14 protein-coding genes are annotated in these 20,280 nt (G+C 50.6%); 7 read left to right on the top strand and 7 right to left on the bottom strand.

Features of this window, described 5'->3' with window-relative positions:
* Positions 1-33: 33 nt before the first annotated feature.
* On the bottom strand, positions 34-294 hold the full coding sequence (locus L0Y31_RS09405) for a hypothetical protein (protein WP_234736870.1): 261 nt from the start codon (positions 292-294) through the stop codon (positions 34-36).
* 189 nt (positions 295-483) lie between these two features.
* Here L0Y31_RS09405 and L0Y31_RS09400 point away from each other — a divergent pair, with 189 nt between their 5' ends.
* The 7 genes from L0Y31_RS09400 to L0Y31_RS09370 all read left to right on the top strand — a co-directional run bounded on the left by L0Y31_RS09400 (position 484) and on the right by L0Y31_RS09370 (position 6,300).
* Positions 484-1,323, top strand: a complete 840-nt coding sequence (locus L0Y31_RS09400) for a DUF2911 domain-containing protein (protein ID WP_234736869.1) — start codon at positions 484-486, stop codon at positions 1,321-1,323.
* 118 nt (positions 1,324-1,441) lie between these two features.
* Positions 1,442-2,332 (top strand): S1 family peptidase, encoded by an 891-nt coding sequence (locus L0Y31_RS09395; protein WP_234736868.1) that lies wholly within the window; start codon positions 1,442-1,444, stop codon positions 2,330-2,332.
* Positions 2,333-2,387: 55 nt separating this feature from the next.
* Positions 2,388-3,470, top strand: a complete 1,083-nt coding sequence (locus L0Y31_RS09390) for a M20 family metallo-hydrolase (RefSeq protein WP_234736867.1) — start codon at positions 2,388-2,390, stop codon at positions 3,468-3,470.
* Positions 3,471-3,496: 26 nt separating this feature from the next.
* Positions 3,497-4,474, top strand: a complete 978-nt coding sequence (locus L0Y31_RS09385) for a type I phosphomannose isomerase catalytic subunit (RefSeq protein ID WP_234736866.1) — start codon at positions 3,497-3,499, stop codon at positions 4,472-4,474.
* A gap of 5 nt (positions 4,475-4,479) precedes the next feature.
* On the top strand, positions 4,480-4,923 hold the full coding sequence (locus L0Y31_RS09380) for a DMT family transporter (protein WP_234736865.1): 444 nt from the start codon (positions 4,480-4,482) through the stop codon (positions 4,921-4,923).
* A gap of 71 nt (positions 4,924-4,994) precedes the next feature.
* Entirely contained in the window at positions 4,995-5,582 is a 588-nt protein-coding gene (locus L0Y31_RS09375; protein WP_234736864.1) for a PD-(D/E)XK nuclease family protein, read from the top strand.
* Between the two features lie 70 nt (positions 5,583-5,652).
* Positions 5,653-6,300, top strand: a complete 648-nt coding sequence (locus L0Y31_RS09370; RefSeq protein WP_234736863.1) for a 3-keto-disaccharide hydrolase — start codon at positions 5,653-5,655, stop codon at positions 6,298-6,300.
* A gap of 48 nt (positions 6,301-6,348) precedes the next feature.
* Here L0Y31_RS09370 and L0Y31_RS09365 read toward each other — a convergent pair whose 3' ends face one another.
* The 6 genes from L0Y31_RS09365 to L0Y31_RS09340 form a co-directional block, all read right to left on the bottom strand.
* Positions 6,349-8,799, bottom strand: coding sequence for an ABC transporter permease (locus L0Y31_RS09365; RefSeq protein WP_234736862.1), 2,451 nt, complete (start codon positions 8,797-8,799; stop codon positions 6,349-6,351).
* Positions 8,800-8,862: 63 nt separating this feature from the next.
* Complete coding sequence (locus tag L0Y31_RS09360; RefSeq protein ID WP_234736861.1) at positions 8,863-11,289, bottom strand: ABC transporter permease; 2,427 nt, start codon at positions 11,287-11,289, stop codon at positions 8,863-8,865.
* Between the two features lie 73 nt (positions 11,290-11,362).
* A complete protein-coding gene (locus tag L0Y31_RS09355; protein WP_234736860.1) occupies positions 11,363-13,774 on the bottom strand; it encodes an ABC transporter permease in 2,412 nt (803 codons plus the stop codon).
* A 177-nt stretch (positions 13,775-13,951) separates the two neighbouring features.
* Positions 13,952-16,354: an ABC transporter permease gene (locus L0Y31_RS09350; protein ID WP_234736859.1), complete on the bottom strand. Its 2,403-nt coding sequence runs from the start codon at positions 16,352-16,354 to the stop codon at positions 13,952-13,954.
* 74 nt (positions 16,355-16,428) lie between these two features.
* Positions 16,429-17,526, bottom strand: coding sequence for a glycoside hydrolase family 76 protein (locus L0Y31_RS09345; RefSeq protein WP_234736858.1), 1,098 nt, complete (start codon positions 17,524-17,526; stop codon positions 16,429-16,431).
* 76 nt (positions 17,527-17,602) lie between these two features.
* Positions 17,603-20,278 (bottom strand): ABC transporter permease, encoded by a 2,676-nt coding sequence (locus L0Y31_RS09340; RefSeq protein WP_234736857.1) that lies wholly within the window; start codon positions 20,276-20,278, stop codon positions 17,603-17,605.
* Positions 20,279-20,280 lie beyond the last annotated feature (2 nt).

Raw genomic sequence — 20,280 nt, 5'->3', positions numbered from 1 at the left:
CGGATGGGTTATGACCCATCCGATGATTCTTTTTTAGTGACCGCCTCCGTAAGCCGGCTTGTCTAAGTCCGGCTTGTCCGTATTGCGGTTTGGGTGCGTCTGACGTACCCCATCCAGGTTATCATTTTCGTCCAGGTAGTTCTCCTCGATCTCGGTAATTGGCACTTCCGGAATTTCTTCATCCGGCAGCTCACTACCAACTCCACCCTTTGCATCGCCAGACTGATCGGCCAGTCCAGCTGGTGATATAGCTTGTTTTGCTCTGATTTGGTCTTCTTTCGATTGATCTTCCATAACGCAATTGATTTTATTATGCATATAGTAACTCGCTAAGGCATGGGTTGTTTACGGGAGTCAGGTTATGGGGAGAAAAGAATTTGCTTCTGGTCACGTTGCGTTTTGGTCCCGCTTATCCGAAACTAGTCTCTAAAAACCGAGCCGAGCCGTAAATTGCACCCAAAACCAATCGCTCTTTTTGAAACCATGAAAAAATCCATCCTTACGCTGGTGCTGGCCCTTGGCCTCGGCTCACTTAGCTACGCCCAGATTCAAACGCCCCAACCCAGCCCAGCGGCTTCAGTTTCGCAGGTGGTTGGACTCTCTAAAGTTTCGGTTAACTACAGCCGCCCCTCACTGAAAGGCCGGAAAATGTTTGGCGAACAGCTCCCTTACGGCAAAGTCTGGCGGACGGGAGCCAACCAGGCCACTAAACTTACATTTTCGGAAGATATGCTCGTGAACGGGCAAAACGTAGCGGCTGGTTCCTACGCCTTGTTCACCATTCCCAACCCGACCGAGTGGACTGTTATTTTGAGCAAAAGCGCCAATTCGTTTGGTTCGTTTGAGTATAAGCCCGAAAATGATGTTCTCCGTTTTACGGTAAAGCCAACCAAACTAACGACGCCTGCCGAAGCCTTCACGATTGAATTTACCGATTTTACGGCTACCAAAGCCATGCTGGCGCTGCGCTGGGAAAACGTAGAAGTCAAATTTCCGATGGAGAACAATCCAGACGAAAAAATTATGGCGCAGATCAAGGAGCAAACGGCCAATCCAGCCGCCAAGTCAGACGTGTTTTTTGCCGCTGCTGACTATTATTACCAGAACAACCGTGACTTGAAACAAGCCCACGAATGGGCCAGCAAAGTCATTGAAACTCAGAAAGAATACTGGACGTATTACCTGCGCGGAAAGATTGCCGCCAAAATGGGAGACTGCAAGTCGGCCAGAGCCGATGCCACTGCCGGTCTGGAGTTAGCCAAGAAAGCCGGTGATGATGCCTACATTACCAACCACCAGCGAATTCTGGCCGAGTGCAAGTAAGATTAAAATGCAATGAATAATGGGCTCTGAACCCCTAAAAGTGACCTTTGCGGTACCTTGGTTCATTGCTCATTATTCATTACCAGCGTATCTTGCGCCTCTGTTTTGACCCCTAACTATGTTTGTTGAAGCCATTGAGCGAATAAGTACATTTTTACGGCCCATTCTGACAATCAGCCGCGCCTACGGCGGTAGCATAATTAACCGGACCAGCTCAACCCTGTTTTTTGTGAATGAATTCGGTTGCGCCATTACCTGCAAGCACGTTGCCGAAAGCCTCATCAATCCTGAAAAATATCGTCAGAATCACCTCAACTTCCTGGGTGAGCGTCAGTCGATTTTGCGGGATAAACAGTTCGATCGCAAACTGGTTGACTTAGAGAAAAAATACGATTTGAAGCCCGGAACGATCGTTCAGCTTCGCCATAAATTTCCGAATACGGTTGACAGTGAAGAACCCGCTTTTGAGCTGCACATGCACCCCACATACGATCTGGCCATTATCCAGTTTTTGGGGTATAAACAGATTCAGTATAATTCGCACGCCGTTTTTCTGAAAGACAGCCGGAAGATCAAGCCAGGAAAATCACTGTGCCGGTTGGGTTATCCCTTTCCTGAATTCAAGAATCACCAATACAACAAAGAAAAAGACGAAATTGAATGGAACACGGAAGGGCGCTCCAATACGCCTTATTTTCCGGTAGATGGTATCGTGACCCGCTTACGCACGGATAACAATGGGGTGCTTTCGAGCGTTGAAATGAGTACACCGGGCCTCCCTGGTCAGAGCGGCGGTCCGCTTTTCGATACCAACGGCACTGTCTACGGCCTGCAAAGTGCCACCCGTCACCTGCATTTGAAGCTCGACGTGGTGGATGAGGAAGTGATTATCAATGGCCGGAAAACAATTGTCTCCAATTATCCGTTTCTGAACGTCGGAGAATGCATACACGTTGATGTCATCAAGCAATTTTTGCGCGAAAAAGGCATTAAATTTTATGAAGAGTAAACCACCTCAGAACACCGTCTGAGACTGGCATTTGTAACTTGTACTTGAAGAGGATATGATTTCACAATTAACGGCCTACTCGTTGGAAACCATTACAGAATCAGCCATCTATCTGCTAAAACGCCTGATTGCAACGCCGTCTTTCAGCCGCGAAGAAGCAAAAACTGCCCAGCTGATCGAGCAGTTTTTCCAGGAACACGGTATTCCTTACAAACGAACCAAAAATAACATCTGGACGCACAATCGTTATTTCGATCCGGCCAAGCCAACGATTCTGCTGAACTCTCACCACGACACGGTGAAACCCAATCCTTCCTGGAAACTCGATCCGTTCAAACCGCTCGAACGCGAAGGAAAACTGTATGGTCTGGGTAGCAACGATGCCGGCGGTTGTCTGGTGTCGCTTATCGCCGCCTTCTGCCATTTTTATAAAAAGCAGGATATGGCTTATAACCTGATCCTGGCGGCTACGGCTGAAGAAGAAATTTCGGGCCGCGAAGGGCTGGAACTCATTCTGCCCGAGATGCCTCCCATCAGCTTTGCCATTGTGGGCGAACCAACCCAGATGCACCTGGCTATTGCCGAAAAAGGCTTGCTGGTGCTTGACTGCGTAGCGCACGGAAAATCGGGACACGCGGCCCGCAACGAAGGCGAAAATGCCATCTACAAAGCCCTGAAAGACATCGAATGGATTACGAATTATCAGTTTCCAAAAGTGTCGCCCACGCTGGGACCCATCAAAATGTCCGTGACGGTGATCAATGCTGGTTCGCAGCACAACGTGGTGCCCGATGCGTGCAGCTTTACCATTGACGTTCGGGCCACCGAGCAATACACCCTGGAAGAGATTGTTGAAACCATTCAGCGTCACATTCAATCGGAAGTCAAGCCGCGCTCAATTCGGCTGAAACCGTCGAGTATTCCGGAGGATCACCCCATCGTGAAGGCCGGAATCTGGCTGGGCCGGGAGACCTACGGCTCGCCCACCACCTCCGACCAGGCGCTGCTCGACTGTCCTTCGCTGAAATGCGGTCCGGGCCATTCGGAGCGTTCGCATACGGCCGATGAATTTATTTATTTGCGGGAAATTGAACAGGGCGTCGAATTGTATATTCGTATGCTGGAGCAAGTTCTGTAACTAGCCGAAACACTAAAACAAACACTATGTCTCTCTATCCACTCACGTTTGAAACCATTTTCAAAGACAAAATCTGGGGCGGCCAGAAAATTAAAACGGTTCTCGGAAAAGATTTTTCTCCCCTGCCCAACTGCGGCGAAACCTGGGAAATTTCGGGCGTGGAGGGCAACGTCTCCGTGGTGAAAGAAGGAGCGCTAAAAGGCCAAAGTCTGGAAGCGCTTCTGGCTGAACACAAAGGGGATCTGGTGGGAGCGCATGTTTACGAAAAATTCGGCGACACCTTTCCCCTGCTGGTGAAGTTCATCGATGCCAACGACGATCTGTCGATTCAGGTACACCCGAACGACGAACTGGCGAAAAAACGGCATAACAGCTTCGGAAAAACCGAAATGTGGTATATCCTTCAGGCCGACGAAGGGGCTGAGCTGAACTCGGGTTTTAACCGGGAAGTGAGCCGCGAAGAATACATCAAAGCAGTGGAAGAAAATACCTTGCCCGATATCCTGAACATGGAGAAAGTCGAGGAAGGTGATGTATTTTTTCTGCCCGCAGGCCGCGTTCACTACATCGGTAAGGGTTGCTTGCTGGCCGAAATTCAGCAAACCTCCGACATTACCTACCGCATCTACGATTTTGACCGGAAAGACGATAAAGGCCAGACGCGGGAACTGCACACCGAACTCGCCGTCGACGCCATTGATTACAAACATTACGACGATTACAAAACCCACTACGAATCGCGGCTGAACCAGAGTGTCAATGCGGTTAGTTGTCCGTATTTCACGACCAATGTGATCCATTTTGATCAGGAAGTGATGCACGACTATGCCCACATCGATTCGTTTGTGATTCTGGTCTGCGTCGGGGGCGGTGTCACCATCCAGGCCGAAGGGGCTCAAACCAGTTTGCGCACGGGTGAATGCGCTCTTATCCCCGCCGCCATCAAGCAAATCACCCTGATTCCAGATGGTGAGATGACGTTGCTGGAGTCGTATGTTCCGTAAGCAATATGGCGATTTTATATTACCTTTTTGCGTTTCTGACCGGGGTGGCCAACAGCACTCAATCGGGGGTTAATTCTCAGCTCCGGCAAGGACTGTCCAATCCCCTACTAGCGGCCGTCGGCTCTTTTGCCATTGGTTTTTTCTCGCTTATTGGTCTTCAACTAATCATTGGTGGTCCAATACCAACGCTCGAAGCGGTCCGGCAAATTAGCTGGTGGAAATGGACGGGTGGCCTGCTAGGCGCGTTCTACATCGTTACGGTTATTGTGGCCGTCCCGCGCGTTGGCGTAGCCAGCCTGCTTTGCCTGAGCATCGCTGGCCAGCTCATTGCGGCCGTTATCTACGATCATTATGGCCTGATGGGGTTCGTGCAGCATTCAGCTAATGGCTGGCGACTTCTGGGCGTAGTACTCGTTCTTGTGGGTGCCATACTGGTGGTTAAAAACTGATTCTACCATAGACTTTGGTCCGTGAACACAAACCGCATCTGTCTTGTTGACGGACTAAAGTCTATGGTTTTATGATTCGATACCGCTTCTACCCAACCTTGCTGAATACCTTTTCCCGTTACCTGAACGGAGCCAATTTTGGGGCTCAGCAACTGCTCGATACCATTAACCGCGTTCCAAGCCCAACCACTGTTGCGCAGGAACGAGGCACCCGTTTTGAAGATGCCGTTGTCAAAGGTGAGGGCGAAGAGCAGTTCAGCGTTGACATTCTGCAAAAAATCCGCAAGCTTCTCCCCCGCCCCATCGTCGAAACCCAGGTGTACTGCACGTACCAGATCGATGATGTTCTGTTTTATGGCTATGTCGATCTGATCGGTAAGTTCAAAGCTGTTGATATTAAAACCACGGCGTCCTACCAGCCCAACCGCTTCGTGCACAACCACCAGAATCTGTACCTCCACGCCCTGAAAAAACGCGGCATTCGCCTAATGGAATACCTGATTACCGACTTCAAGGATGTTTACGTGGAAAGTTATTCGCTCACGCATCCAATTGAAAAGCAGATGGAAGAGATCCGGTTGTTCAAGCAATTTCTGGAAGAGCACCGGGAGCTGATCACCGACAAAAAGATTTTTGCTGCTCCCGACGCTAGCCAGTAGCCAGCCGCAAACCGGGTAGATTATGCTTTTTCCAGACTTTAGTAAACGCTGCAATTAACCAACCGCGCTCATGAAAAAAGCATCTTTTGCCTTACTCAATCTGCTGTTTCTGGCTGCCTTTATCGCACCTGAAAAGGACAAGTGGGTTTCTCTCTTTAACGGGAAAGATTTCTCCGGCTGGACCATCCGGGGTGAAAAAGTGAAGAATGACTACCGCATTGAAAACGGCGAGATTGTGGGCACTTCCAAACCCAATTCGCAGAACACGTTTTTGTGTACGGATAGGAATTACGATGATTTTGTTCTGGAGCTGGAGGCCAAGATGGACACCGCCATGAATTCGGGGATTCAGTTTCGGAGCCAGAGTCTACCCTCCTACAAAAATGGGCGCGTACACGGCTACCAGGCCGAAATCGACGCCTCTACCCGGGCCTGGAGCGGTGGCCTGTACGACGAAGCCCGGCGGGCCTGGCTGGTTAACCTCAAAGACAATCCGGCCGGTCAAAAAGCGTATAAAAAGCACGACTGGAATAAATACCGCATCGAAGCCTGGGGGAAATCTGTCAAAATATTCCTGAACGGCGTAAAAACCACCGATTATACCGATACACTGGCAACCACCGGCTTTATTGCCCTGCAAGTACACGGCACTAAGGTAGAGCGTCCAATGGAAGTGCGCTGGCGGAATATTCGGTTGATGGAACTCACCAAAAAATAGCTTCTTTTCTGGTTGGGCCTATAAAGCGCCCAACCAGAAAAGGCCACCTTATTCGCTCCGTAGACTCTTCACCGGATTAATTAAAGCGGCCTTGATGCTTTGGAGACTCACCGTCAGCAACGTTACGACTACAACCAGCAGCCCCGCCAGCGCAAAAATCCACCACGCCAGGTCAATGCGGTAAGCGAACCCTTTTAGCCAGTCGTTCATGACCCACCACGCGAGCGGCGAGGCTATAACCAGAGACGCCACAACCAGCAGAACAAAATCCCGCGACAAGAGCCCGACGATGCTGCCAACCGACGCGCCCAGCACTTTGCGAATGCCGATTTCCTTAGTTTTCTGCTGCGTTACTAGTGCCACCAGTCCGTACAAACCAAGGCAGGAAATCAAGATAGCCAGACCGGCAAAATAGCCAATGAGCTTGCCAAATCGCTGCTCGCGCTCATACAGACGCTCGATGGTCTGATCCAGAAATTCATACGCAAATTCTTTTTCCGGGAAATACCGATCCCACTCTTTTTGAATCACCTTAATAGTTTCAGCGCTGTTCTGGGTGTTTATCTTGATGGAAAACAGCCTTAATAAGGGCTGATCGATGGTCAGCAACATGCCTTCGATGGGATTTTGCAGCGATTGGTTATGAAAATCTTTCAGTACTCCGACAATTTTGCCCTGCTTGCCTTCCAGATTGAGCGACTTCCCAACGGCTTCCGCCGCCGTTTTCCAGCCTAATTGTTTGACCCCCGTCTCGTTGATCAGAAAACCCTCCGTTTTATCGGTCGGGAAATCTTCAGACAGATCCCGCCCTGCTACGAATTTAAGACCGTACGTCTGGGCAAAATTAAAATCTACGCCCATCGCTCCAATGAACAGCAGATCATCGCTGGTACGGCCTTCCGGTACCACATTGCGCCGAACCGACCCGGCTCCCATGCCCCCCGTTGATAAGGTAACCTGCTGAATCTGCGGGTTTTTCAGCAAAATATCCCGGAACGTCCTCAGACGATAATACGTGCTGTCGGTTCGATTCGCGAATACATTGGTAATTTTTTCGTTTCGAGTATTGGCCGTGATAATAAAGTCTTTTTTAAACCCCAACGGCTGGTTCTGCACGTAGCGCAACTGCTGAAACGTAACCAAAGCACCGATAATCAAGGCAATGGAAGCCACAAACTGCACGCCAAGCAGTAATTGACGCACGGCCCCACCCTTGGCCTTACGGCTTATAAAACTTCCTTTCAACGTGGCGATGGGCTGAAAACCGGATACAAAAAAGGCGGGGTAACTACCGGAAAGCAGCCCCGTCAGCAGCGCAATTCCAACAAAGGCAGCCACAAACCAGCCGTCATTCAGGACGTAACCTAGCGTAAATTGCTTGCCGGTCAGGTTGTTCAGAGCGGGTAATAACAGCGCAATTGCCACAAAAGTCAGAGCCAACGCAATGAAACTCAACAGCATGGATTCACCCAAAAATTGCGCAATTAACTGCTTTTTTTCGCTGCCCAATACTTTTCGAATGCCCACCTCCTTCGCCCGTTTCAGCGACCGCGCCGTTGACAGATTCACGAAGTTGATGCAGGCGATTAGCAGCGTAATCAAGGCAATACCGACAAAAATGTACAGATAAGTCAGGCTGCCCGGTGCTTCGGGGGTGTTCTGCGCGTCGGACCGAAGGTGAAAATCCTTCATGGCTTCCAGCTTATACACAATGTCTTTCGCCAATTCTTTATCGGCATGAGTCATCAAAAACTGCGGAAAACGCGCATTCACTGTCTCTGGCGAACGGCCCGGTCGGAGCAGAACATACGTATAGCCGTGCGAAATGACCCAATTTTGCGGAAGATTTTGGCGGGCCGTTTCGCTTTCCGTCGCGAACATGGTCTCATAATTAGCCAGCAAATCCAGGTGGATATGCGAGTTATCCGGGAATTTATCCACCACGCCCGTCACCCGCAACGGGTGCTTCCCTTCGTAAAGCAGCGTTTTTCCCAACGGATTTTCAGACCCGAAATACTTGGCGGCAATTTCGTCGGTGATAACCACGGTGAACTTGTCTTTCAGCGCCGTACGCGGATCGCCCTGCCGGAACTGGAACGAGAAAATATCCAATAGGGTCGAGTCTCCGAAGAAGAAACGCTCTTCATCGAATTTGAGCGGATTTTCATGCCGTTGGTTAGGCACTTCAATGGTGGCGCTGCTGCGGTATACACGCGCTGATCTTTCGATTTCCGAGAAGGCTTCCGTCAGCAAAGGCGAGACCGGCGGCGGGGTTAATGCCAGCGGTTCCGTTAGTCCCGCGAATTTCGGCAGGTACGTAATCCGGTAGATGCGGTCGTATTTTTTCTGGAAGGTATCGTAGCTCAATTCATGCCGCACAAACAAGACGATCAAACAGCAGCAGGTAAGCCCAACGGTGAGGCCTGTAATGTTGATCGCCGAAAAGCCTTTCTGCCTGATTAGGTTTCGATACGCAATTTTAAGATAGTTCTTGAGCATATGCCGTGTGTAGGTATAGTAGGTGGTAGATTTCAGATTTAATAGAAACAAACCAGATTTCCTCTATTCGGCCTTCAGGCTTTTCACGGGATTTGTCAACGCGGCTTTGACGCTCTGAAAGCTCACGGTTACAAACGCAATGACAACGGCCAGAACACCCGCCAGTGCAAAGACCCACCAGCTAATTTCGACCCGGTAGGCAAAATCTTCCAGCCAGCGATTCATGGCGAACCACGCCAGCGGCGACGCGATAACGATGGCAATGAGCACCAGCTTCAGGAAATCACCGGAGAGGAGCAAAATGATATTTGGCACCGAGGCACCCAACACCTTTCGAACGCCAATCTCCTTCGTGCGACTCTCGGCGGTAAAGGCCGCCAGCCCAAACAAGCCCAGACAGGCAATAACAATCGATATCACCGCGAAGATGGTGAACAATTGGCTGGTCTTCTGTTCACTTTCGTACAAGGACTCAAAACGATCGTCCAGAAACGTGTACGTAAAAGGGGCAGGCGGATTAAAGGCGGCCCATTGCTGCTTGAACGAAGCCACCAGCTCCGCAACGTCCGTGGCTTTGACTTTTACCAGAATCGCCCCAGAATTGCGCATGGATAACATCACCAGCGGCGCAATTTTTTGCCGGGTAGATGTGTAATGAAAGTCCTTCACCACGCCAACGATGGTAAACTCCCTTTGCCCGGAACGAACAATCTTTTTACCGATGGGGCTGGTTTTTCCCAGACCTAATTCGCGAACAGCCGTTTCGTTGATGATGGCCGCTGCCGTATCGCTCAAAAATTCTTTCGAAAGAAACCGTCCTGCTTTCAATTGTATGCCCAAAGTAGCGAGGTAGTCCTCATCTACCCGGTAAACACCCGTCTGAATTTCGGCGCGCTGCTCGTTGCCCTGCTCTCGTTTCGCGTAAATCTGCGTGCCTTCCGTGCCGCTGCCCAGACCTACCGGAACATTTCCCGAAACACTCGCCTGAATGACGCGACTATCTCCGAGCAGTTGCTGTTTGAATACTTTTTCATTCTGACCCAGCATGTAGGAATCCTGAATCACCAAAACCTGGTCTTTGTCATACCCGACCGTTTTATTCTGCATGAAATGCAATTGCTGGTAAGCCACCGTTGTGGCGATGATCAACGTCCCGGAAATGGCAAACTGAAAGACAACCAGGCCACTTCGTAACGCACTGCGCCGACTCGCCTGTAAGGTGGACCCGCCTTTCAAAACCGCCGTGATTTTGGATAGCGAAAGCAAAAAAGCCGGATAAGCCCCTGCCAGGACCCCCACGCCAAGGCCAAAGACCAACATCAAAACGAGATTTCGTACCGACAACAGGCTAGGGAGCAGAATTTCTTTCCCGGCCAGTTGATTGAAATAAGGCAACAACAGACTACTGGCCAGCACGGCGAGCAGCAGGGCCAGAAACGTAAGCAAAATGGATTCGAGCAGGAACTGGTTAATCAACTGCGCCTTGACCGAACCCATTACCTTTCGGATCCCAATTTCTTTAGCGCGTCCCGCAGCACTGGCCGTCGATAAGTTGGTAAAATTGACAATCGCCAGGAGCAGAATAAAAACGGCCAGAATGCTGAAAATATAAACCGAATTAATATTGCCATTTGCCGCCAGTTCGAACTTCGAAGCAGAATGCAGGTGAATGTCCGTCAACGGCAGGAGAAAAAAGCGAAACGTATTGACCGACTTTTGGGCTTCGGCCAGACTGACGCCCATATCGCGCTGTATTTCTGGAACCACGTGCTTGGCCACCAATTGCGGAAATTTGGCTTCCAGTTTTGCCGGATCTGCGTTTTTATCCAGAACGATGTACGTGTAAAATCCAACGTTACTCCAGGTAGGTTGCCGCTGGCCCAGATCAGCCGTACTCAAAAAAGCATCGAAGTGAAAATGCGTGTTGCCGGGAATTTTTTCGATGACGCCCGTCACTTTACGAACCTCTTCACTTTTCCCAAACAGGATTGCTTTACCCAGCGCGGGGCCATTTCCAAAATATTTTTGCGCAAATGCTCTGGTAACGACAATTGACCCCGGTTCCCTGAGTGCCGTTTTGCGATCGCCCTCCGACAGCGGAAGCGAGAAGATTTCCAGAAAGTTGGAATCAACAAAGGCGATGGTTTTTTCCTTAAACTGCTTATCTTCGTAACGCATGAAAACGTCTCCCCTCGGCAACAGACGAGTAACATTCTGCACCTCCGGGAAAGCCTCCTTTATGCCCGGGCCAACTGCCCCGTCTACATTCGAAAAATCAGTTACGCTCTCATTTTCAGTTAGGTGTAATTCAACTCGGTAAATCTGCTCCGCCTGAGCTGGATACCGATCATAACTCAACTCATCCGTTACAAAGGCAGCAATCAGGATACAGCACGTCAAACCAACGGCTAGTCCAACGACGTTGATGAACGAGAAAATCTTGCTCTTCATCAAGTTTCGCCAGGCAATTTTGAAGTAGTTACGTAGCATTTGTTGTTTAGTTGTTTAGATCTGTTCGGATAAATAAAGTACTATGGCAATAAAGAATCCGGTAGCCGACTATTTATTCCGTCTTGAGGCTTTTCACTGGGTTCGTCAGGGCCGCTTTTACCGACTGGAAACTAACGGTAGCCAAGGCAACCAGCATAACGACAAAGAGAGGCACGACAAAGACCCACCAGGGCTGATCGACCCGGAAGGCGTAACTCTGTAGCCACTGGCTAATGGCATACCAGGCCAACGGCGTGGCAATGACGGAGCTAACAAGGACCAGAACGGCAAAATCTTTGTACAGCAACCGCAGGATTTCGCCGACCGACGCGCCCAGCACTTTCCGAATGCCGATTTCTTTGGTCCGCTGCATCGTCGTGAACGAAGCCAGCCCGAATAGACCGAGACAGGCCACCAGAATCGCCAACGCGGTGAAAAAGCCGAACACTTGTCCGAATCGCTGATCGGCGCGGTATTGATCATTAAAATGCTGGTCCAGGAAAAAGTATTCAAACGGGTTTCCGGGGAAAAATTGATTCCAGGCACTTTTCAGGGTGGAAACCATCTGAGCGGATTGACCGGCCATCATTTTAACGGAAAAATAGCCTTTTACATCCGGGATGAGCCGCAGAATCAGCGGTTCGTAAGCTTCCCGCAAAGACTGCTGGTGGAAATTATCCACCACCCCGACCAGCGTAAAGGTTTCCCCCCAGAAATCAATCTGCTTGCCAATCGCCTCTTCGGGTTTGTCGAAGCCTAGTTGTTTCACGGCCATTTTGTTAAAAATGAGTGCTTTCGGATCGGAGCCGAATTCTTTGGCAAAATTTCGTCCGCTAATAAGTTTTAACCCATATGTTTTCAAGTAGTCATAATCAACTCCGATAACCCGGTATTGGCTGCTACGTTCAGTTCCGAGCACCTTAATTCCACCCGCGTTCCAGATAACCGGCTGGCCGGGAATGGTGGTAGAGGCTGAAACGCTGCGAATGGCTGCAAAGCGGGTTAGCTCTTCTTTAAACGCCTGCATCTGCTGCAAATACGTCGAATCGTTGCTTACCAGAGGTGGCCTGATAATCAGGGTCTGTTCAATGTCTAGCCCCAGCTTTTGGGCCCGCATAAACTGAATCTGGCGAAAAACAGCCAGCGTTCCTACCAGCAAAAACAGCGAAGCGGCAAACTGAAGCACAACCAGTGATTTTCGGAGCAAAATTCCCTGACGCGCGTTGGCGACCTTGCCTTTTAGCACTTCAACCGGCTTGAAGCCCGACAAAACAAAGGCCGGATAAAGCCCCGACAGGAAAGTCCCCAGCAGGAAAAGGGCCGACAAAGAAAGCCAGAACGTTCCGTTTTCGAGCAGGGAAAGGGTTAGCTGCTGGCCCGACAAATCGTTAAAAATGGGAATGCCTAAAGCGACGATTCCTAGCGCCAACAAAACGGCAATGGCGTTGAGTACGGCCGACTCGGTAATAAATTGAGTGATCAACTGGCTCCGCAACGAACCAACTGCTTTCCGCACGCCCACCTCTTTGGCCCGATTGAGCGCCCGCGCCGTAGCCAGATTGATGTAATTAACCCAGGCAATAACGATGATGAAAAAAGCGATTCCTAGCAGTAAATAGACCGTTTGTCCATCACCGTTGGTTTCGGCCTCCATCATCAGGTGCGAATACAAATGAATATCGCGCAGCGGCTGTAGCTGATACGACACCGACGTATGCGTTTGGGTCGGCTCGTTGTCGATCAACTTTTTCACCAGACCCGGAAACTTGGCTTCAAGCGCCTGGGCATTTGCACTGGGCTTCAGGAGAAGATAGGTTAAACAGCCGTCCCAATCCCAGGCTTCGTCGGGCTTACTGTCCTTCCCTGCCTGCGTTATGAATGTCGCGTAGGAAATCAAATAATCCGCTTTCAGATGCGTATTAGCGGGCATGTCCTCATAAACACCCGTTACTTCAAAAGCCTCCCGGTTATTCAGCCGAACGGCTTTCCCGACTGCATTCTCAGTTCCGAACAAACGCTGCGCCGCCGACTTGGCGAGAACAAGGGTGTAGGGTTTTTCCAGGGCGACTTTAGGATTACCAGCCACAAGTGGGTAGGAAAATACGGAAAAGAACGACGGACTGGCAATAAACCCTTTTTCAAGCTTGATGTTTTTATGCTTATAATCAGCCATCAATGACTGTTGCTGAATAAGCTTGACGTAATCCTCCACTTCGGGAAAAGCATCCTTGAACGAATTTCCCACCGCGTAGGCACCGGCAGCCCATTGTGTGCTCAATTTTCCTTCCTCATACCGATTCTGCTGGACGCGGTAAATCCGGGCGCTTTTTGCGTGAAACTTGTCATAACTTAGCTCAAAGACCACGTATTGCAGAATCAGCAGACAAGCGGCAATGCCAATGGCTAAGCCCGTAATGTTGATGATTGAAAAGGCTCTGTGCCGAATCAGGTTTCGAAAAGCAACCGTAAAGTAGTTAAGCAGCATGGAGGGAAGAAGATTAGTGTGGACGCGATAAGAGCAACTTCCCAAATCTTATACCACAAAAAATACATCCCTAACTATCAGCATATTAACAAACTAAAAACAAACAAAACTGTCCGCAAACGGACGATTTTTCGGCCATTTGCGGACAGGACTTCTGTCGGAAATTAAGCGACTTATTTACTCTGTTTTAAGACTTTTCACCGGATTCAGTAAGGCCGTTTTTATCGTTTGCAAACTAACGAGCCCTGCCGTTAGCAAAACCAGGACAACCGCGACTAAAGCGAAGGGCTGCCAGCTTATTTCCTGGCGGTAAGCAAACCGCGAAAGCCAGTTGTTCAGCAGCCAGTAGGCCAGCGGCCAGGCAATCAGGTTGGCCACGATGATTACCGAAACAAATTCCCGCAGAAACAGCCCGATGATGTGCGGAACCGAAGCACCCAGTACTTTCCTGATCCCGATTTCCTTGGTCCGCTGCGTGACGTTCAGCGAAACCAATCCCAATACACCCAGCAACACAATAATTAACGCCAGCGCGGTTGCCAGACGGGCCGCCGCGCGTAGCTGTGTTTCGGTCTGGTAAAGTTTCTGCAGGGTGTCATCCATGAATTTATATTCAAATGGAGCGTCGGGGAATGTTTTTGTCCACTCCTGCTGCACCGCGCTGATCGTCTCCGGTATCCGGTCAGCCTCCAGCTTGAAAGATAGGTACCGGTAAATAGTAGACGTTCGAACATCGAAGAAAGCCAACGGCTGAATGGCATCGCGCAGGGAGCTAAAATGAAAGTTTTGCACCACACCACTCACAGTGGCACTGCCCATTCCCGCGAGCCGCACCCGCTTGCCCAAGGCGTCCACCGGTTTTTTCCAGCCCAGCGCACGGGCGGCGGCCTCGTTCAGTACAATGCGATCCTGGTCGTACGTTTTCCCAAAAAACTGACCGGCAGCCATCCGCATCTGGTAGGTTTCCGTAAACTGCTCATCGGTGCTTAGCAACTGGGTGGTTATTGCCTGCGTGCTGTCCTGCCCTTCCACGAACATATTGGCGTTGCCTTCGCTCGCCCCGTCGGGAATTTCGAAGGAAAGGCTTGCACTCCGCACGCCCGGAATGCGCGTAAAGCGGTTGCGGACCAGTTGCATCCGCTCCACCCCTTCCTTCGACCAGTCGCGCGGTACGGAGGTTATGGCCAGCACCTGTTCTTTCTGATAACCAAGCGTTTTGTCAAAGAAATAAGCCACCTGCCGAGCAATCACCACCGCGCTAATAAAGACCGCAATCGCCACCGTAAACTGAAAAATAATGAGTGTTCGGCGCAGGCCAAGCGGCTGCGATACTGCCGTTAGTTTCCCTTTGATGGTTTCTACGGATGGCAATGCCGCCAGCACAAAAGCTGGATAGCCCCCCGCCAGCAAACCCACCAATAGCAAGAGCGACAAAGCGGCCAGGAAGGCATACCCCGACCAGTCGAGCAGCGACACGATCGGCTTACCCAGAACTTGCGCAAAGGCCGACCGACCCAATTCATACCCAATCAATCCCAGCAGCACCGCCATTCCGGTCAGCATCAAGGCTTCGGTCAGAAACTGGGCTGCGATCTGCTTTTTCTGACCACCCAACGCTTTCCGGACGCCAATTTCCCGCAGCCGCGAAGCCGACGTACCAATGGTGATATTGACAAAATTGACCACCGCCATCAGGAGAATAAAAACAGCGACCAGACTCAGGGTCAGGATCAGTTTTTCAATAAGCCCGTTGTTTGCTTTCAGGTGATGATCGGGTAGCGAAATCAGATAAGGCTGAAAATTGGTTTTGATGTGTTCCGGCGCATTGGCCGCAATCAGCTGCGAAATGGCGCGGGTTAACTCCGTCGGAGAAGCTTCGTTCCGCAATTCCACGTAGGTGACGATGGTATTATTCTGCCACGATTCCATACCCGCCGGGTCCATGAAATAGCCCGCGTTCCGCATCGGAATAAACAGGCCATCGGGCATGGCAAAAAGCTGGGTTACGGAGTTCGGAGGCAAGTCTTCCAGCACTCCCGTAACCGTAAAAACCTGTTTGCCGCCAACGGGCGTCTGCACCGTCAGGGAGCGATTCAAAACGTCGGTTGTTCCGAAAAATTTCCGGGCTTTTTCGGCGGTCAGGACAATCGTGTTGGGTTGTTGAAGCGCCGTTTTAGGGTTGCCGTGCAACAAGGGGAAACCAAACATCGGAAGCAGCGTCGAATCGCCTACCTGAATCGATTCCCGAAAGTGCGTCTGTCCCTGAGAAACAATGGCCGTAACGCCGTACAATCGGTAGTAATTTGCCACCAGCGTTGGATACTGGCTTTTCAGCGTTGGTCCGAGTGGTGCCAGCGAAGCAATTTCGTTGCCCATGCCGGGGCTTTTCCAGCGACTCTGGACCAGCCATTGTTGTTCCGCATTTCGGAGCGTTCGGTTTACCTGTAGTTCGCCGCTGATGTAACTCCCGATCAGAAGCGCGAAAGTGATGGAAATGCTCAGGCCCAGCAGTGTCACCAGCACGTAAAATTTACGGCGAATGAGGTTTCTCCAGGCAATTTTAAAGTAGTTCTGAAGCATGGCTGTACGATTTTGCGGCAAGCTACGCACAGCCATGTTCATCAGTCTGTTAAAAAAAGTTAAGCTTATTTTGCTTACTTCTTCCGGTTCTGTAGCAGCTCCAGCCGGGCGTAGATTTCCAGCATGGCCGCCTGATCGATCAGGGTTTTCCAGGTGTGCCGACCAAGCAGGTTGGTGGCCGCATCGCGTTCCTCTTGCCAGATACGCTCGGCATCATCGATGAAAAACTGCAAGCGGCTCTTGTCCTTGTCGATGCTGTATAATTCCAGATAGCCCCGCAACAATACGGCATTAAACCAGTAGTCATGAGGCAGTTTATTGTTCCGGTAAAAGTAGGCTTTGGCAGTTTTTGCCAACCGCTGCGCCTCGGTTAGATAGGCTTGTTTTTTGGTCAGTTTGTACAACAGCGCGTTGGCCTGTAGCATGGTGCCGGTGTTGTAGGTGTACCGCGCCGAATCGATGCGTAGGCTGGGCAACTTGATTGCATCGTAATAAACGCCTTCCGGCGCAAGCAGGTGTTTGTTAGTCCAATCGTACAATAGCACGGCCTTATCCAGATAAGCTTTCTGTTTGGTGATGCGGTACAATTCTAGCGCAACCAAAATGCCCGGGCCATTCGAGCAGGTGTTTTTAGTGGTTTTGTCGTCTTCTTTCCAGTAGATTCCGCCCCCGGCAGCCTGGTCGTAGCCAACCATCATAAAGCGGTAAATATCCTCGCCGAGCGTTAGGTAATCTTTCTTTTGCGTCCGATTATAGGCATCCAGCGCGGTAATACCAATCCACTGATTATCGTCGTAAAACCGCGTGTCCACGCCTGCTTTTCGGATATAAGCCTGATAACCAGGAACCGGCGGAACCGTGTTGTGGTACTGTTCGATGGCCTTCCTGACCGGAGCCATGTAGTTTTTGGACGGTTCCAGCACTTCCCGTTCGTTGGTCGCCTGATACAGCGCGCACAAAGGCCACAGGTACGAATTTGGTTTTTCGTTATGCGCCGGATCATTGGTTTCCAGATACAGCCCTGTTTGGGGCATATAGAAAACCTGATCAATGTTTTTCTGAATCAGCGCCAGCCGGGTCGAGTAATCCACCGCTGGTTTTTGCGCCTGAAGCCCGGAGAAAGACAGTGTTAAAAGAATAAAGGCAAAAAGGGATTTTCTGAAACGTTCCATCGAGTAATTGAACTAAATTTTCGGGAAATATACCGGAAAATCGCCTTTCTTTCTTTATTCTTCACCAGTCGCTTACTCATTCTGCCCGTAAGCTCTTCACAGGATTCATAAAAGCGGCTTTGATGGACTGGAACGACACGGTTACAAATGCGATGGCCACGGCAACAAACCCCGCCAGCGCAAAGACCCACCACGGTACGTCAATTTTATAGGCGAAATCCTTCAGCCACTGGTTCATCCCATACCAGGCAATCGGCGTTGCCACAAGAATGGCGATCAGGACGAGTTTGAGAAAATCCTTCGACAACAAGCCAACAATGCTGGCCGTGCTGGCTCCCAGCACTTTCCGAACGCCAATTTCCTTCGTGCGCTGTTCGGCCATGAAAGCGGCTAACCCAAACAACCCCAGACAGGCAATCAGAATGGCAAGTACGGAAAACACCAACACAATCTGCCCCACCCGCTGCTCAGCGCGATACATGGTGTCGAAACTATCCTCCAGAAAATAATAATCAAACGGCATCCCCGGTGCCATCTGCCGCCATTTCGCTTCTACCTGCTTGACCAGACCCGGAATATTCGGCCCGTTGAGCCGGAATGAAATCGCGCCCAGAGAAGGTTCCATGATTAAAGCGACCGAACCGATATTCTGCCGCAGCGACTCAAAATGGAAGTTTTTCACAACACCTATTACCGTATACGTTTTGAATTGCTTCCCCTCATTGTCAGTCATCCGCATGATCCGCTTGCCAATGGGATTTTTGAATCCAAAGGTTTTAACCGCCGTTTCGTTCAAAATAATGGCGGAAGAATCAGCAATGGATTCCCGCGAGAAATTTCGGCCCTGCGCTAGTTCCATACCCAGCGTCGGAATGTAGTCCGCATCGACTGCCCACTGCTGCGAAGAAACCGCTTTGCTCTGGTCGACCTGGCCTTCCGGGAACATGCCGCTATCGCTTCGATCCGATGGGACCGGCAGATAGCCCGAGATTGAACCCGTGACGACACCCGGCAGTTTCAGAACTTCCTCCCTGAAGGCCTGCACCTGATTGCCCAGCGCATATGCTTCGTTGATCGTCAGAACCTGATCGCGTTTGAATCCTAGTTTGGTGGTTTGAATAAAATTGATCTGCCGATAAACCACAATCGTTCCTACAATCAGAATTACCGACATCATGAACTGAAAAACCACCAGACCGCTGCGTAAACCGACGCTTCTGAAGCCTAGATTTACCTTGCCTTTTAAGACGCTGATGGGCCGGAACGAAGAAAGGAAAAACGCCGGATAGATGCCCGCCAGAAAACCAACTACCAGCGGTAGGCTGCCCAAAAGAGGCAAAAATTGCGGAACAATGAGACTATGTAGCGTTAATTGTTTGGTTGAAAGTTCATTGAAAAAGGGCAGAACCAGCGCGACCAGAAGCAGGGCCAGGGCCATCGCCAGCGTGGCCATTAGCACCGATTCTGTCATAAATTGCCCGATTAGTTGTCCTTTTACCGATCCCAGCACTTTCCGAACGCCCACTTCCTTGGCCCGATTGGACGACCGGGCCGTCGAAAGATTCATAAAATTGATGCAGGCAATCAGCAGCACGAAAATCGCCACCGCCGAGAAAATGTAGATATACTGAATATCACTGTTCGGCGCCAATTCGATATTTTGTTTGGAGCGCAAATGAATGTCCGTCAGCGGAATCAGGGAGTATTTTATGCGTGTGCCGGATGCGCGCAATTGGCCCAGTGACGCACCGAAAACCTGCTGCGCCTGCGGACTCATGTACTTCTGGAGAATGGTCTCAAAATTTTGGTTGAATTTCTGATAATCAACACCTTCTTTCAAAACAACGTACGTATGGTGATTATGGCTTAACCAGTTTCCCCAGGGATAATCGTCGCTTCGCATACACACAAAAAAGTCCGTCCGGAAATGGGAGTTGGTGGGCATGTCCTGCATTACACCCGTTACCCGGCAGGGTAGGCGATTGTCAAGCGTCAGGGACTGCCCCATCGGATTCTGGTTGCCAAAATAGCGCTTGGCAGCCGACTCACTGATAACAACGGTGTTGGGTTCGGTCAGTGCCTGTTTAGGATTGCCCGCCACCAGCGGCAGCGTAAACACATCGAAGAGCGTCGAATCGGCAAAGATGATGTCTTTCTCTTGCCGATTAGTAGGCTGCCCGGTCCGCTTAACCAGCCAGGTGCCCCGCCCGTGCAACCGCACAAAAGTCTCGACCTGCGGATAATCCTTCAGCAAGGTTGGCCCCATCGGGTCAGGCGCCACCGCCATGTGCATATCGTTTCCGCCGAACTTGATATCGGAGTTAATCCGGTAAATCCGGGCCGCTTTTTCGTGGTAGCGGTCGAAGCTCAGTTCATCGACCACATAAAGCGTAATCAGCAGGCAGCAGGCCAGCCCCACAGCCAGCCCAACAATGTTGATGAACGTAAAACCCTGCTGCTTGCGAAGGGTACGAAAAGCGATCTTAAGGTAATTCCGTATCATATCAGAACTGAAAAAAGTAGGTCTTGGGTACTCATCTCGTTTTTGTTGGCCAGCAAATGGTTTCAGAAACCCCAGCACATCGCGCCAGTAGCGCCAACGCGCTTGCCGTTCGCCCACCCGCCGGACCTGGTACTGAAATTCTTCGTGCAGGTCGCCCTGAATTTCTTCCAGCAGCTGCGAGTCACAAAAAAAGGTCAGCAGGCGGTCGGCCAGGCGGGGCGGTTCGACGGGTTGGGGTCTGGGCGTCATTG

This window comes from Tellurirhabdus bombi (genome assembly GCF_021484805.1).
In the GTDB taxonomy this organism is placed as follows: domain Bacteria; phylum Bacteroidota; class Bacteroidia; order Cytophagales; family Spirosomataceae; genus Tellurirhabdus; species Tellurirhabdus bombi.
This window is presented reverse-complemented; position numbering and strand designations above follow the sequence as displayed.

Coding starts and splice junctions, on each gene's coding strand:
- L0Y31_RS09405 (WP_234736870.1), bottom strand. CDS start 294: ATGGAAGATCAATCGAAAGAAGACCAAATCAGAGCAAAACAAGCTATA.
- L0Y31_RS09400 (WP_234736869.1), top strand. CDS start 484: ATGAAAAAATCCATCCTTACGCTGGTGCTGGCCCTTGGCCTCGGCTCA.
- L0Y31_RS09395 (WP_234736868.1), top strand. CDS start 1,442: ATGTTTGTTGAAGCCATTGAGCGAATAAGTACATTTTTACGGCCCATT.
- L0Y31_RS09390 (WP_234736867.1), top strand. CDS start 2,388: ATGATTTCACAATTAACGGCCTACTCGTTGGAAACCATTACAGAATCA.
- L0Y31_RS09385 (WP_234736866.1), top strand. CDS start 3,497: ATGTCTCTCTATCCACTCACGTTTGAAACCATTTTCAAAGACAAAATC.
- L0Y31_RS09380 (WP_234736865.1), top strand. CDS start 4,480: ATGGCGATTTTATATTACCTTTTTGCGTTTCTGACCGGGGTGGCCAAC.
- L0Y31_RS09375 (WP_234736864.1), top strand. CDS start 4,995: ATGATTCGATACCGCTTCTACCCAACCTTGCTGAATACCTTTTCCCGT.
- L0Y31_RS09370 (WP_234736863.1), top strand. CDS start 5,653: ATGAAAAAAGCATCTTTTGCCTTACTCAATCTGCTGTTTCTGGCTGCC.
- L0Y31_RS09365 (WP_234736862.1), bottom strand. CDS start 8,799: ATGCTCAAGAACTATCTTAAAATTGCGTATCGAAACCTAATCAGGCAG.
- L0Y31_RS09360 (WP_234736861.1), bottom strand. CDS start 11,289: ATGCTACGTAACTACTTCAAAATTGCCTGGCGAAACTTGATGAAGAGC.
- L0Y31_RS09355 (WP_234736860.1), bottom strand. CDS start 13,774: ATGCTGCTTAACTACTTTACGGTTGCTTTTCGAAACCTGATTCGGCAC.
- L0Y31_RS09350 (WP_234736859.1), bottom strand. CDS start 16,354: ATGCTTCAGAACTACTTTAAAATTGCCTGGAGAAACCTCATTCGCCGT.
- L0Y31_RS09345 (WP_234736858.1), bottom strand. CDS start 17,526: ATGGAACGTTTCAGAAAATCCCTTTTTGCCTTTATTCTTTTAACACTG.
- L0Y31_RS09340 (WP_234736857.1), bottom strand. CDS start 20,278: ATGACGCCCAGACCCCAACCCGTCGAACCGCCCCGCCTGGCCGACCGC.